Consider the following 15,555-nt stretch of genomic DNA (forward strand, 5'->3'; position numbering starts at 1 on the left):
GTCGATGCCTAGCGCCCTGGCCGCGAGGCGGCAGATCAGGCCCGCCTTTGAAGAATGCACATGGACTATGTCATATCTGTTGCGCCTCAGGAAATAACGTATGTTAAGAAGCGCCGTCAGGTCCGCCACCGGATGTATGTTCCTTACAAGGTCCTCCTCCTGGATGAACTCGACTCCCGCTTTTTCCGCGCGTTCCAGAAGTCCAAGGTTCGGGTTTTCCGTGCGCCCGAAAAGAATATCCACCGAATATCCCTTCCCTACCAGACCGATGGCGCTTAACAGGGTGTTTTCGGATGAACCGCCCCTGTCCAACCGGGTAATGGCATGTAAGACCCTCGTTTTATTGTCTGCATTCACTTTCCCAGCCTCCTCCTGATATTATCCATTATCTTGCGAAGTGAACTTAAGAAACCGTACCTTTTAAAGTGATCCAGGAAAAAATAATATTCCGAGACGAGACTCCTCGTAGGTACGGGCTTGCCGGTCTTTTTATAAACGACCGTGCCCCTGCATATTTTGCACCTGTCTTCTATGAACCGCCCTTCCTTGGCCTTCTGGCGTATCCTGGTCGCCTTCTCCCCGTAATAGATATCCTCAAGCGAATCATCCATGGCGTTACCCAGGTCCAGTTCCCCTTCATAATCACAACAGCAGTAGGTGCATGTTCCGTCGGCAAGCACGGCAAAAGTGTCCGTTACAAGGTCGCAGCTGCCCCTTTCACTGGGCCTGACCACCATTTCGCTGCCGATGAGCTTGTTATCCCAGTTGCCTTTGTGCTTGACGAAAAAGGTAGTCGTCTTGCCCAGAGGGTATTCCCTGGCGGGATCGAATATGTTTATCCTCTGCTTGTTTTCGCCATTTAAAAGTTCATGCCACCGGTCATAAACCTTCTGAATGCGATCGGCCTCACTTATGATGTCCGGAAGATTATGCCTCAGATCCGCCAGACAATGGACTTGAACATTCTTTCCCCGGGATTCGGCCTTGACCACGAATCGCTTGAGCCTGTCCAGGTATCCCTTCCATGAAAGCGCCCCGTGAGATCTTCTCGAAAACTCATCTGGTGTTATATCCTGCATGCTGAGGACCACGCGGCCTTTTTGCAGCGAACCTAGAAGTTTTTCGGAGACCTCCTCGTCCAATAAAGCACCGTTGGTGTAAAAACTGACCGATAACCCTTTCGCGTTGGCGAAACGGATCGCTTCAAAAACATCCTTATGCAATAAAGGCTCTCCCATGAGGTGAAAAAAGACCGTCCGGGTCATTTTCTTCTCTCCCAGTTCGATCAGGACCTTCCGCCACAGTTCGCGCGGCATCATGGTCTTGGGTCTATCCATGCTGTCGCTCGGGCAGAACTCGCAGCTGAAGTTGCACAGGTTGGTAAGTTCCACCAGTACTATCGACCAAAGGCCTTCTGTCTTCCGCGAAGAGCCGTTCTCAGACATGCTTCTCCAGTTCCTTAACACGTGTTGACCAGTTGAAATCCTCTTTCACCCTGCGAAGGCCTCTCTCTCCGAGAGCGCGGGCTTTCTCTTCATCTTCTAGGAGCGTAATGATGGCGCGCTTTATCTGCTCGGTGTCCTCAGGATCCACAAGGATGCCGGTCTCACCGTCCGCGACAGCTTCCACAACACCTCCGCTTTTGCCGGCTATAACGGGCTTGCCGCAGGCATTGGCCTCCAGGAAGACTATTCCGAACCCCTCGACATCGCCTTTTTCCTTTATGTAACGCGGCGTCATGATAAAAATATCGCAGGCATTATCAAAAAAGACCAGCTTATCCAGGGGTATCTCCCCGGTCAATATAACATGTCCCTCAAGTTGCTCTCTCTGGATGAGTTCCTCCAGGATGGGTCTTGTCGGGCCGTCTCCGACTATCACATAGACAGTGTCCGGAAAATCCTTCCTTATTTTCGAGAACGCCCTTATCACGTTCTCGTGCCCTTTACGCTCGGCAAGACGCGATATGGTAAGAAGGACCTTTTTCCCCTGAGGAATGCCGTATTTCTCCTTAACGCCGTTATCGCCCTTGGCCGGATTGAACATATCCGTGTCCACCGCCGGAGTGCTGACAGTGATCGCATCAGGCGGAACCAAACGGTGAGAAACCAGGAGGGACCTGGTGAAAATGCTGTTAGCGATAACGTGCTCGCTCTGGCGGAGCACCTTTTCCATTATCCACCTGGTGAGGAATGTCCGGCTGAATTCCAGGATGTCCGCCGAGTACATATATACCACATAAGAGGTGCCCTTGACCATTTTCACCAAAAGAGCCCCCACGCCAGCCGAAAGGACCTGGGCGCAATGGTTCCGTTTTATGTTCCTGATAGAGTTCTGTCTTATAACATGCCATATTACCATCAACGCGCGTACTGTCCTGGATACGATGTCCGTTCCCAGGGGATACGTCTTCCTTGTTATGTCCATTCCCTCCTGCGAATCATAGTCCACTCCGGGCGGCCTGGAGGTAAGTATCGCCACCCTTTTTACGGGAAGCCTGCTCCAGAGATTGTAGACATGGGTGGCTATCCCTCCTTTTACCGGCGGGAATTCACTGCTAACGCAGAGGGTTTTGGGCTTTCCGGCATCCTCAAGGACATTCAGCAGTTCACGTGACATCCTTTCGGGATCGAACTCACCTGCCCTTTTGAGGCCTTTTTCGATGCAACGGGATCTCAGGCTCTCATCCCGCGCCAGACCGGCCATCGCTTTGGAGATATCATCGGGGTCAAGGGGGTCAAAATAAACGGCTGCCTCCTGAAGAGTTTCCGTCATGGGAGCAAGATCCGAAGAGGCTACAGGAACTCCCGAGGCCATGGCTTCCACTGGGGGTATACCGAAACCTTCCTCGAGCGAGGGAAAAACGAAGATATCCGCGTTTTGCATAATAGACCGTACCGTGTTAGTATCCACGTTCGGCAGGGGGGTTACCCTCTCATCAAGCCCAAGATCGGATATCTTCCCCTTCACATGCTGCAAACTTTCTTCCTTGCCTCCGACAAGAACAAGCCTGTATCGTCCGAGTATATCGCGCGGAAGACGCGAGAAAGCCTCAATAAGGTTCCCCACGTTCTTGTGTGGCTTGAAGTTCCCCACGTACAGAAAATACGGTTTTTCAATGCCGTATTCTGAAAGTGTACGCCTTATGTCCTCTCCAATCCTATTGGGGCTCACGGAGGGATATATAACCTTGAGTTTTTCCGGCCCCATACAGAAGCGTCTGGCGACTTTGCAGCGGGCGTCTCGAGAGAGAGTCACTGTCTTGACTGCACGATGCCCGAAGAGGAATGAATAAACATAAAAATGCGCCTTCTCCGCCAAACCGGCGATACCGCCCCGCCTGGGCCTCTTTAGGGGAATTATATCGCAGATCATGTTCACATACGGACATACTCTCCATAGAGGCGTCTTGACGTAAGGGGTATAAAAAACATGTATTTTCTCTCTGGAGATCGCGCGAGGCAATTCATACTGATCCCATAAAAAAGTGTTCCGCTCGGGAATAAGGACTTTCTTGGCGAATGCCGGAAGATGTTCCATATCGGTATGCTGGTTGCAGAAAAGCACTAGATCATGTTCCTTCCGCGCTGCGGAATGACAGAGAAAGTCATCCAACATCGTGCGTAGACCAGTGTAGACACCCCGCTTGAATTCCCTGGCGTCTATTCCGATATTCATGAAGTCCCTTCTTTCAGCTTTCCGTAGATTTTCTGCATACCGGATACGTGTTCACGCATGCTGAAATTCTCTTCCACGCGTTTTCTCGCGCTAAGCCCCATGTTGATGGCCATCCGTCTGTTATTGATCAGTTTCTGTATATCTTCCGCAAGAAGATATACGTCACCGTAGGGAACCAGAAAACCCGTAGTTTCCTTGGTTATTGCTTCGTTATTGCCGCTGACATCAGTCGCTATCACCGGAAGCCCGACCGACATGGCTTCAATGAGCACCCTGCTGAAACCCTCTCCCTGTGAAGGCAGGGCGAAAATGTCAAGAGCGGAAAGCACCGAGACCATATCATCACGCTGGCCCGAAATGAAAACATTTGGCCCCAGCCCCAGCTGGTTCGCCATGGTCTTCACCCTTTCCAGGTAAGCCGCATCGATACTCCTGCCCATAACAAGCAACTTGATGTTGGGATGATCCTCTATCAGAACGCTCAGAGCCTTGAGCAGTATCTGGTGACCTTTCTGGGGGATTATAAGCCCTATCAAACCGATCAGGATGTCCTCGTTCTTAACACCAAGCTCGTCCCTTACCTTCTCCCTTGAGGTCGCATTCCTTTTGAAAGTTTCCGTATCCACGCCGTTATACACGACTTCTGTCTTATCGGCGAACATTGGGAATCGGCTGGTTATCCGTTTTTGGGCAGTTCCGTTAGAAACGCATACTATCATATCGGCGGATTTAGCAATGAACCAGTCGTAAAGGAATATATCCGGCGTGGACTCCCTGAGGTGCCACACCAGTTTCGCTTGTGTCCCTCTCCGGGCAAGCGCGGCGTAAAACTGCGCCCTGCTGCCGTTGGTATGGACGATATCCGCGTTCTGCGCTTTTATTATGGATCTCAGTTTCGAGACCCTATCGAACATCCTGAAAAGGTCCAGTGTCTTGGCGGTGGGCATATCCCATACGAGCGATGTGATCCCCATTGCCTGCGTTCTTTCGTATATCTGGCCCTTCCCCGGGCATAGAACGACCGGCTCGATCTTATTCCTGTCAAGGTTGGCTACCAGCTCAAGAAGACTTATCTGTCCTCCGCTGAAAACCTCCGCCCTGTTAGCAATGAAAAGAATCTTCATGTGTATATCCTTTCGGGTTTATCTTTCCACAATCTGGTTAATATAACGGCTATAATGAGCAAAACCACAACAAACGCTCCGAAAAAGATCATCTGGTTACACAGAAGAACCAATAAAAGGTTTCTGTTCCCCGCGGCCAATAAGTCCGTCAAACGCACATCAGGTCTGCTCACATACGTATGGAATATATCAACCCCGGTAATAGCAGGCAAAGTTTGAGAAAAAAATGTCGGCATCCCGAAACTGCTGATAAAGACCTTGATCGCATAGATCAGCTGCCACCCCCTTGTAGGGAATATCCCCGCCTGGGCTCCAAGATACGCGAAAAATACGCTGATCCCGCCCAGGATGTAAACAATAACACGTTTCGCCCTGTCGATTACCAGCGCGATCGGTAACATCAGGAACGGACAAAGGGGTAATAGATATCGTATCGCTATATGTTCTTCGTGAGGCCAGATATCCCTGTACGTGCTGAACCTGCTGAAAAATGAGGCGGCCGCTACTCCCGATAAGATAAATATGAAACCGATGATCACCATCTCCGGCAAGTATTGTTTCTTGGAAAGACCAGAAACAAGCCCCCAGATCGAGATGAACATTATAGGCGTATATATAAACAGCCCTTCTTCAACCCCCAGGAAAAGGTCCAAGATATTGATAATATTCGGAAAGGTAAGAACGTTCGGATCAGCATTGACCTTGTATGCATAAGGATTGGCCAGAACAGAACCGAACCCGTAATTCAGATACAGCAGGATCATCACTAAAGGCAGCACCGCTCCAGCGCAGAGGTAAGGGAGTCTTCTGATGCCGCCAACGAAGATCGCGTAAACAAGCAGCACCGCACTTATGTGAACGACTATAGGATGACATGATACCGCTCCCATAAGAAAAAACCCTGTCCAGAAATAATGGCTTTTCTTATGTTCACCGCTTGTCCTCATTCGAAACAACAGGAAGAAAGCCAGGAACAGATATAAAGTCGCCTGGTTCAATTTATATATCGCGGTAGAATATCCGAAAAGCATCGTTCCGAAAGCCAACAGAAAAGTCAATATAAGCTTGTTCTGTGCCGAAAGATCCAGGCGGTCCAGAATGCTGTAGAAAACAACACATGTAAGTGCCCCGTAAACAGAAGCAATAAAGACCACAGAAAGACCGTTCAGGGCAAGAAAACGCGAATATCCCTCCAGCCCCGCCATAAGCGGCCTGCACAGAAAATAGAGAATAACGATGGGAACACTGCCTCCGGGAAAATGAGTGGTCACGTAACTGCCGTTATAAATAGCCACATCTACCGTGTTAACAGAATACCTCAAGAAGAGATTCCCTTTATCGACTATGGACATTGCCATGTCGACGAGGTTAGAAGAGATAGATTCCGGTTTTGTATACACAAAAACCAGATACACTAGCCATACACTTATGAATATCTTCACTCTTACATCAAGTTTCACTGCATCGCTCCATCAGCTTTTGCAAAGCTTTAAATACCATTTCGGGCTCTATCCTCTGCAGGCAGGTGTTACTTCCCTTCTCGCACCTGTCCCTTCTGTAATACATGGTGCAGGGCCAGCATGATATCTTATCATGCAGAAGCACCATCTTATCCGAGACCGGTGCAGAGACCGCAGGATCGGTGGGACCGAAAAGAGCTACTAGAGGTGTTCCGACCGCCGCCGCTATATGGGACGGCCCGGAATCGTTCCCCACGAAAACAGCGGCTTTATCTATCAAGGAAGCCAGAGCCAACAAGGAGAGGTCGTCGGCAACGACCAATTTTTTGTTTTCGGATATATCGCGTATTCTATTCAATAAAGGCAGATCCTTCCTGCCTCCTGCCAGTACGGGTGTGATCGGGGTTTCCCCGGATAAAAGGTCGATCAAGCGCGCGAAATGGCTCTCGGGCCAGCGTTTAGGGGGCCACTTGGCCCCGGGATGGATAACCGCGTAGTTGCCGGAGACCAGGGCGTTATCGTGCAGGAATCTATCGCATTCTTGCCGCGCTTCATCGGGAATGCTGAGCGACTCGCTCCCTTCACGAAAAGGCGCCTCCCCGACGAGTGGTTTGAGAACTTCAAGATAGCGCTTGAGGATATGCTCACATTCGATCTTTTGGGATAGGCCATAAAAAGCCCGTGTGCTTGAGGAGAATGGTCCTCTTTTTATCTTGCGGAGGGGCCCCAATGTGAAACGCGTGCCCGCGAGAGAGGACCAAACCACAGACTCAAAAACCCCGCCAAGATCTATACAGATATCATAGTTGTTTTCCCGCAAACGTCTTATTGTTCTGACGGACTCTACCATATACCTTGCCGACCGCCAGAATCTGGGAGAACATTTTATAACATCATCTACATTAGGGTCGTTCTCCAGCAACTCGCCGGTATTCTGTGCTGTCAGAACATCGATCCTTTTGCCCGCATAACGCTCTTTTAATCTTTTAATGGCGGGAGTTGACATTACCACATCCCCGACGGACGCCAGTTGTACCACGAGTATCTTTTCAGGATCCTGCCCGGGGTGATTCTTGCGCCCTTTCCTGCTTAACAGCAAGAATAGCCCCCAGAAAACATACTCTATGCTTTCAACGAAGTTCTTGGCCATGAATCTAAGTAATTCCACGATAGTCATTTTACCGGTTTTTCACATTGTTTAGTTTCAATCAAATTCAGAGTAGACCTTTATCATGCTGCCGGCTATCCTGTCCCAGTCAAACCCCAGGGACAGGGCTTTTACGTTCATGGATAACCTATCACGCAGTTCTCTGTCCTTGGAAAGTTTCCTGATAGCCTCGGCGAGAGCTACTTTGTCCCCCGGCCCAACGAGCATAACGTTCTCACCGTTCCTGAAATATGGGCACTTGACCCTGGGGCGTGTACTTACGATCGGCAGTCCGTGAGCCATCGCGGCCATGAGTGTTCCCCGCCTTATAGATATCCCGTCGACGAACGGGAATACCGCTATATCACTTGCCTGTAGCACGCCGGAAACGTCTTTCTCCTTGAGCCCGTCCATCCATATGACCTCTTTTTCTATTCCCAGACGCCGGATAAAACCCTTTATCTCGTATCTGTATTCGATGCCCCTGTCGGTCAGCCCTCCCATGATGATAAGCCTGTAATCCCCTTCCCGGGAAAGTATTTTCACAGCCTCGCAAAGTGTCTCAAGACCTTTCCATGGATTGGGAAAACCGAAATTAACCAGCAGTGTGGCGTTTTTGCTTATGCCGTATTTTTTGTTTATTTCTTCCCTTATCCTTTCGCCATCAACTTCTACCGGTTCGATATTGGTGCCTATCGGTATCTGAACGAGCTTCTTACTGAACGGGAAAAGCCATTTCTGGTATAGCTGGGTCAGTTCTTCGTGAGTACTGATGACCTTGTGGCTGAACATGACCAGTAAAAGCGCGTTTATACGGGATATCCATCTGCCCGCTACAAGAGTATGGAACGTAACGATAAAATGTATCCTGTGAGCACTTAAGCGTATGAGAAGTGGCAATAATTTAAACGTCAACCCGTAACCGTAACTGATGGGGGTATACTGCATATGTACCACCTGAAAACCGTCCCTGCGTATGAGCCTGAAGACCCTCACCAGTTCCCTGATCCCCCATTTTCCCCCTCCGATCTTTATGACCCGAGGATCGTTGCCAGCATAGCGCCCCGAAGTTATAACGAAAACCTCATGACCTCTTTGCCGCAGTTTGGAAACAAGGATACGGGTATAATCACCTATCCCGTCCACCTGATAATTAGGCGGGTATGTGGGAAATATCATGCATATTTTCATAATAAAGATTTCACAATAAGCTTATCTTATGTCCCGGAGCACCTCTTCGAACAGGCCCATGAGCCTTTGCACGTGTTCTCCGGGCATATAATCTTTATACGCTTTTTCCCTTGCCTTTTCACCCATTAAGGCGGCCTGCGCCGGGTTCTGGATCAGCTCCCGTATCCGTCCTGACATGGCATCTTTATCATAGGGCTCAACAAGGAACCCCGTCCTGCGGTCGATCAGCCAGTCCGAGATCCCGCCTACATTAAAAGCGACAGCGGGCTTGCCGAAATAGGCCGCTTCAATACCGCATATGCCGAAAGGTTCCGGCCACACCGACGGCATCACCAAAAACGCGGCCTTACTGTAGAATTCCGAAAGCCTTGAGTGATCCACCCATCCATGGAAATCGACCTTTCCCGAGAGCCCCAGTCTCTCGGCCTTTTCCCGGCATCTACTCTCGAGGGGACCTGTTCCCACAACATCAAGCACGAAATCCGTTTTTACGGACGCGAGAATATCCAATAGTATCGGCAGGCCTTTACCCCCGGCGATGCGTCCTGCAAAAAGAAGGCGCCCTCGCTCGGTAGCAGGTCCCGGGACCTCTTCAAAATCCACGAAATAAGGGAATACCTCCACTCTCCGGGATTCTATTCCGTTCCTGGCAAGTATATCCTTCATATAACTCGATGCGACAAGGATATTACTGAGTTCTTTCAATGCCTCCAGAGATCTTTTTGCTCTGGCATACGCTCTTATCGCCTTCACCGGGTTACGCGGCATGGCCCCTCTTGTAAAGGCCCTGAGGAAACAGCCCGGTCCAAGAGCGCACGTATTTGGCTCCAGCGGGTTCTTCAGCAGCATCTTGCCGTCAGGATCCACTTTCTTGTAACCGTGGACATACTGGACCAGCTTTGACCTCTGCCAGAGATATTTTAACACTTGCGCGTTCTCGACGTTATGCGAAAATACTATGTCCGGTTTCACGTTCTTCAGAAAAGAATCAATTTCTTTTCTGGCGGACTTGGTTATTCTAAATTCATCTTCCCATATATCACGGATACGGCTCGCCCCATCGAAAACACCGCTTTCATCGGGTTCGTCCCAGTGCATGATAAAAGTGTGCGCCCCTTTACGTTTTAATCTTCTCGAGAGGCTTCTTATGTAATATTCCACGCCTCCGCATTCTCTCATGTGTTTATTAACGAAAAGTATTTTCATGTTCCTGTCATTCGGGCTTTCTGAAGACCATGACCAAGTTCTTCATAAAGGCCCATCCCCATTTGTCTTCCAGCTTAGACCATGTTTCATCCCAAATCCTTGAGATCGACGAATTCATAAGATGCCTGCCTATAAAAGGTATCTTCTTTATCTTGTTATTCAATGTCCTGAGGGAAAAAACCATTTCGAACGGCGATCTCCAGTAATCATAGCCGCACTTTTCCAGCATTTCAAGATCCAGATATTTTCCCATCTGTTCGAGGAGCCATGCTGAAAACTGTTTTTCCTCGCCCCATTCCCATCGGCCTAACTTGGCCATAAAATGCTTGTAGACAGTATATACCGTATATGTTTGAGGAACATTGACTACTAATATCCCGCCAGGCTTCAAGACCCTGGCCTGCTCCTTCAGCACCAAAAGGGGATCATCAAAATGCTCTATCAGTCCTTGGCTGAAGACCATCTCGAACATTTCGTCCCTGAACTCCAGGTTTTCGGCATCTCCTTGCGATAAGTGAATCTTTTTATTAAAGTATTCCGATACACCCGCTGCGATCTCAAGCGCAGTTTCAGAAATATCAACCCCATATGCTTCTATCTCTCTTTCTTCGGCAAGCAAATGCAGGTCAATGGACGAACCGCAGCCCACTTCCAGAACTTTTGGATTTACCTTCACGCTTAGATACTTTTTTAAGGTTTCAAGATATCTTTTTCTGGCGCTTCTGTGCGCCTCGACCTGCTTGCTTATAGTCGATCCGTCCCATTTGTCCCATATATCGTCATAAGATGTAGTCAGGATCAGCTCTCCTTCCTCCAGGTACCGGCGAAGAACCTTTTCGCGCCGACCAAGACAGCGCGAAACTTTTCCGGTAAATAAAGAAACCCGATATAAAGCCATGCTTTAGCATTGAGGGGGTTTTGTCTAATAGAACCAGCCGCAAGTCTCCTGGCAAATCCGATCGGCCCCCTGTGGTAGATCCTGTGCGCCCAATAAAGATAATTAGATGATATCTCCATCCATGACGGCGCGCCAAATACACCGAACACTTCTTTTTTCATTTTCTCGAAAGCGTGAGCATCGCCTTTCTGAAGAACATCTTTGCCGTTCTCCCGCCTTTGAATCGCAAGGCGTTTTGCTATCTGCGAATATCCCAGTTGCCGTTTTCTCTCCCTTATGGTGCCTCTCGCCAGATGAACACGATGTAAATGCAGGACTTCGGGAACGTTGCAGAGCCGGGTCACTTCCTGCAAGCGAAGAAAAAGATCGTAATCAACGGCTCTCTTGAACTCTTTTCTATATCCGCCCACACTTTCTATAACACCACGCCTGAACATGCAGGTGCTATGGGATATCTGGCTGGGATCTTCAAGCATATCCCCGATATCGCCGGGCTTCTGGAGAGGTTCGCTGATATCCATTATTATGCCTTCGCCGTCTATGTACTGCTGAAAAGTCCCGCATCCGCCGTATTCGGAATGCTCTTCTAGAAAACGCAACTGCTCGCCCAAACGTGCCGGCAACGAAACATCATCTCCGTCCATAACAGCAACGTAAGGGGCAGAAGAGAGTCCGAAAGCACGATTCCTTGATAAAGATATTCCTTCATTAGACGCGTTCCTGAAATATTTGATCCGTCCGTCTTTTTCAGCATATGTTCGCAAAATCTCCGGTGTTGAGTCACTGGACCCATCATCGACCACTATGAACTCTAGATCCCGGAGGTCTTGCCGCAATACGCTCTCCACACACTGGGCGATATGTTTTTCCCCGTTATAAACAGCCGTAAGCACGCTTACTAACGGACCGTTGTCCTGTTTTTGCTTATCTTCTCTCATTTCGCTACCTTCTTAAGCACAAAGAACCTGTGCAAGGGGTTTTCAAATACCCTGTAAGTGCTTTCTATCATAAATCCTGAGGCGCTTATATCCTTTCTGATACGGTCCAGTGAATATCCCTTCTCGCCTATGTTCCAGTAATGGCCCATGCCCCTGTCAGTATGTTCCGGCGTCCCCATCTGAAATTTAGGGATCATGAACCTGAACCACCCGATAATAGGAAGATCAGCGAAAACCCTGAATACCGGCCTCACTTCCGGAATGGATATAATGACCCACTGCCGGGATAGCCTGCCTAACTCTTTAAGGGCAGCTGTAAAATCTTCATATTCAATATGCTCGAGCACCTCAAAACACACTGATACATCGAAACTTTCATCACCGAGAGGCATCTTCCTCACGTCAGCCGTAATATCAGGTGAAAGAGCCGGGTCGATATCCGCGGTCGTAACATCCACCCCCCTTTTTTCAAGGTATTGCTCAAGAAAACCTCCTCCGGAACCTACCACCAGCACACTTCTGGGGTTGCGTTTAAGCGTTTCATCGGCCTGGTGCCAGTAACTGGCAAACCTTTCCTTCGTATCATATTCCCGGGAAAGGTAATGTCCCCGCTCTTCGGGCTTTATTCCCATTTATGTGCTCCTTATCCTTTTCCGAACCATCTCCACCACCTTGAATGAGGTCAATCTATCGCATATTAATAATCCCACGGTGTAAATCAACACACCGCAAACTGCAGAAACCAAGAAAGATAAAAGATCATTGTCTTTCAAAAGTTCCCTGACTAGGAGGACGAACCCGCTCATCAAGATCGTAAGCGCGACTCCCCATGCGGGCTTGATCAGAAGTTCGACCTTTTCTACCCTGAGCATATCACTGACGCTGAGAAGAAAACCGAGAAGAGCCGCACCGATACTTAGACAGACCGAAAGAGCAATACCTGTAAGCCCCATGATCCGCATTAACGGATAAATAGTTACTGCCAGAACGAACAACCTGATCGCCTGGCATCGTGTATCCAGTTGCGGACGCCCTAACGCGATAAACGTCGTTCCTATCATAGCTGAAACAGCCCTCAGGAAACCCGCGGCGGCCAGAACTTTCATGGACGGTATCATCGGCACCCATTTATCGCCAAGCACTGAGCGCGTAAAAACACCCGCTAAAAGGAATATCCCCGCCGATAAAGGCAGTGCAACCGCAATGGTAAGCTGCAATAACTGGATGAAGGCACTTCTCAATCTTGCTAAATCCCCCTGCATCTTGGAAAATACCGGGAACATCACCTGAGACATCGTATGAGCGATCTCGGTAGCAGGCGCGTTCGAAAGATGGTACGCCATTTGGTAAAAGCCCAGTGCCGTAATCCCCAGAACCCTGCCTACAAATGCGTCATCTCCCTGCGTAACCAGAAAAACCAGGATACTGGAACCGAATAGCCACTTCCCGAAATTTAACATCTCCTTGACCTTGTCCGCCTTAAAACGCAATGTGGGCCTGTAAGACTGCATCAGGTACGAAGCAACGGTGGTCACCAGAACGCCGGAAAGCGACCCCCATACAAGCGCCCATACATTTCTAAAAAGTATCGCAAGAGTGACGGAAATGCTTATATTGGCCGCGAGCCCGATCGACTCCAGAGCGAATTTTCTCTCAAAACGCAGTTCCTTCTGAAAATATACCACTCCCGGGTTCTTAAGGCCCGTAAGAAGTTCCATCAAGGCGAGTACACGTATGACGGAAACAGCCTCCTGACTTTTGAAGAAAGCCCCCACAACCGGGGCGACCGTAAACAAAACAGCAAAAAGCAACAGAGACCTGAGGATCTGAACGGTCCAGGCGGAATCAAGATAGCTGCGGATATCTTCCTTTTTCTGTATCAGGGCCGCCTCGATGCCCGTTTTGGAAAAAGTCTCAAGCGTGTTTATAGCAAGCACAGCGACTCCCATAAGACCGAAATCGTTCGGCGCGAGAAGCCGGGCAAGGATCACTGTTTTCAGCAATCCCATGCCTCTTTGCGCAAGCTTGAACGAGAACAGCCATGACGCCCCTTTCACCGCCATAGTGCCAAGAGACTTCTGTTCATGCTGGCGCATAGATTCCATATCTTTTTCAAAAGACTTCTCGTTCAACATAATAGATTCATTCCGCTACTGAGCAAAACACATTATTCCCAAGAAAGAGGCCGGCCCTCTAGAGCTAACCTCACCCCCTTTTCCATATAATAATCAAGAATTTTCCGATAGATAGTCCTCGGCAAGGCTATACCTCTCCTGTCAAGCGTATCCCCCGCCTTTAATAACAAAGGATATACGGCATCCTTAAGGCGGCACTTAATCGCCCCGGCCGGCATGGATGCCAGAACTGCTTCGGGATGTTTTCTGGTGAATAAAACAGCATAATATCCCCTGTTAAGATTGCGTCTGCAATATTCTTCCAAATACGCCGGATGATGATTGAATATAACTGCTTTTTCGTTGTATTTTATTTCCAGGCCCGCCTTGGAAAGCCTGTACCCCAGCTCTATATCCTCGGAAAAATATTTGAATTCCGGATCGAACATGCCGTTATTAACAATAAATCTTTTCTTCGCCGACAGGTTGAAAGTTATGAACCCCTTGTATAGGTCGACGTCATTACCTCCTTTCTTCCTGTGAACTGAATCAAAGAACCTCTCCGAAGTATCTTTGACATAATGTCCAAAGGGCGTAGCGAAAGACCTTTCGTCCCTAACCTCCCGGCCGACCACCACTACTCTTTCATCAGGCCATTCCCGGTGCCACTGGACATGTTCCTCCAATAACCGCTCATCCGCTATGGTATCGTCTTCCAGAAAAAGCACCAGAGGACTTTCCGCATTCTCCAGACTGACATTACGGACCACGGATGTACCCATGTTCTCCTCCCTGCGTATATATTTTATGTCGCAGGTTGTCCTGTCGAGAACACCCTTCATATAATCCACGGTACCGTCCGTGGAACCATCATCCACAACCACGACCTCGAACTTCTCATGAGGATAAGTTTGTCTCTCAAGGGATTTAATGACGCGGTTAAGTATGTCCTTGCGGTTATAGGTAATTATGCTTACTGATATGTCCTTCATTTCAAACCTCCATCCAGGAAACCTGCAGCAAAACCGCCGCCTTTGAAAATGAAATGTGCTCTATTATTCCTCCCGGTCTTAACCTCATTACAATTTCCAGTAGTTTTCCGTACACCAATGAAGTATTCCTACTTTCTGGCTATTATCCAAGTCACGACAGGCCAATTTGGATCATTGAACATAGCTATTTTGTGTAAAGGGTGCCACGCGGCATGCGGTACCGGGTCATACCTCATGCCTATCCAGTCGATGAGCCATAACACACGGTTGCCCCACCCTTGAGCCTCTATAATATCCGAAAAGCCTCCAAACAGAAACTTAAGTCCATCGGGCGTGAAACGCCATAGATCTGAGGGCTCTTTATGAACAGGATTGATAAGACAGCTCGTCAAGACTGCAATGCCTCCAGGCTTGAGTACCCGGTGAACCTCATTAACAGCTTTCTGGGGATTGCCCTCAACGTGTTCGAGGACCTGATCGCAGACCACATATTCAAAACTTTCCCCGGGAAAATCCAGATCCAGCAGGTCATGTTCCGGATAATTAATTTCAACGATCTCGGGCTCGTGTATATTTAAAAGCCCGCACAGCGACAGGGATCCGCTCACAGAAAGAACCCGAACGCCGCCGGTCGGCTCCAAGCATGTGTTTCGGAATAGTCTCGTCAAATGCCCGTACATGTAATATCTGGTTATATGAGCACCCTTCTCAAGCCCTCTTGCCGCAAGCTTGAGAGGAGCCCTGATCAATGATTTTAGTGGTCTTGCAAGGCTCATCCTTCCTCGCATCCTCCATCTGTTTATTTTG

The 15,555-nt window shown here is 48.9% G+C and carries 14 protein-coding genes; all 14 read right to left on the bottom strand.

Going from position 1 to position 15,555, the window contains the following annotated elements; all coding sequences use genetic code 11:
• The coding region (locus GF409_00085) for a glycosyltransferase (GenBank protein MBD3425611.1) at positions 1-357 on the bottom strand (357 nt) is incomplete at its 3' end.
• Positions 354-1,445 (bottom strand): radical SAM protein, encoded by a 1,092-nt coding sequence (locus tag GF409_00090; GenBank protein ID MBD3425612.1) that lies wholly within the window; start codon positions 1,443-1,445, stop codon positions 354-356. The genes GF409_00085 and GF409_00090, both read right to left, overlap by 4 nt.
• Positions 1,438-3,678 carry a glycosyltransferase gene (locus GF409_00095; GenBank protein MBD3425613.1) on the bottom strand — a complete coding sequence of 747 codons (2,241 nt, stop codon included), beginning with the start codon at positions 3,676-3,678 and terminating at the stop codon, positions 1,438-1,440. The genes GF409_00090 and GF409_00095 overlap by 8 nt, the downstream gene beginning before the upstream one ends.
• The gene (locus GF409_00100; protein MBD3425614.1) at positions 3,675-4,802 is read right to left on the bottom strand and encodes a glycosyltransferase; all 1,128 of its coding nucleotides are present in this window, start codon (positions 4,800-4,802) and stop codon (positions 3,675-3,677) included. The genes GF409_00095 and GF409_00100 overlap by 4 nt, the downstream gene beginning before the upstream one ends.
• On the bottom strand, positions 4,799-6,262 hold the full coding sequence (locus tag GF409_00105; GenBank protein ID MBD3425615.1) for a hypothetical protein: 1,464 nt from the start codon (positions 6,260-6,262) through the stop codon (positions 4,799-4,801). The genes GF409_00100 and GF409_00105 overlap by 4 nt, the downstream gene beginning before the upstream one ends.
• A complete protein-coding gene (gene waaF, locus GF409_00110) occupies positions 6,252-7,439 on the bottom strand; it encodes a lipopolysaccharide heptosyltransferase II (protein MBD3425616.1) in 1,188 nt (395 codons plus the stop codon). The genes GF409_00105 and waaF overlap by 11 nt, the downstream gene beginning before the upstream one ends.
• A gap of 27 nt (positions 7,440-7,466) precedes the next feature.
• Entirely contained in the window at positions 7,467-8,600 is a 1,134-nt protein-coding gene (locus GF409_00115) for a glycosyltransferase (protein ID MBD3425617.1), read from the bottom strand.
• Between the two features lie 21 nt (positions 8,601-8,621).
• Positions 8,622-9,806: a glycosyltransferase gene (locus GF409_00120; GenBank protein MBD3425618.1), complete on the bottom strand. Its 1,185-nt coding sequence runs from the start codon at positions 9,804-9,806 to the stop codon at positions 8,622-8,624.
• A gap of 7 nt (positions 9,807-9,813) precedes the next feature.
• A complete protein-coding gene (locus GF409_00125; GenBank protein MBD3425619.1) occupies positions 9,814-10,704 on the bottom strand; it encodes a methyltransferase domain-containing protein in 891 nt (296 codons plus the stop codon).
• Positions 10,605-11,642 carry a glycosyltransferase gene (locus GF409_00130; protein MBD3425620.1) on the bottom strand — a complete coding sequence of 346 codons (1,038 nt, stop codon included), beginning with the start codon at positions 11,640-11,642 and terminating at the stop codon, positions 10,605-10,607. Before GF409_00130 ends, GF409_00125 begins: the two co-directional genes overlap by 100 nt.
• Entirely contained in the window at positions 11,639-12,274 is a 636-nt protein-coding gene (locus tag GF409_00135; protein MBD3425621.1) for a methyltransferase domain-containing protein, read from the bottom strand. The genes GF409_00130 and GF409_00135 overlap by 4 nt, the downstream gene beginning before the upstream one ends.
• Positions 12,275-13,777, bottom strand: a complete 1,503-nt coding sequence (locus tag GF409_00140) for an oligosaccharide flippase family protein (protein ID MBD3425622.1) — start codon at positions 13,775-13,777, stop codon at positions 12,275-12,277.
• Positions 13,778-13,809: 32 nt separating this feature from the next.
• Positions 13,810-14,748, bottom strand: coding sequence for a glycosyltransferase (locus GF409_00145; protein ID MBD3425623.1), 939 nt, complete (start codon positions 14,746-14,748; stop codon positions 13,810-13,812).
• Positions 14,749-14,876: 128 nt separating this feature from the next.
• Positions 14,877-15,524: a methyltransferase domain-containing protein gene (locus GF409_00150; GenBank protein ID MBD3425624.1), complete on the bottom strand. Its 648-nt coding sequence runs from the start codon at positions 15,522-15,524 to the stop codon at positions 14,877-14,879.
• Positions 15,525-15,555: the final 31 nt, after the last annotated feature.

The organism is Candidatus Omnitrophota bacterium, from assembly GCA_014728045.1.
Taxonomy (GTDB): Bacteria; Omnitrophota; Gorgyraeia; order Tantalellales; family Tantalellaceae; genus WJMH01.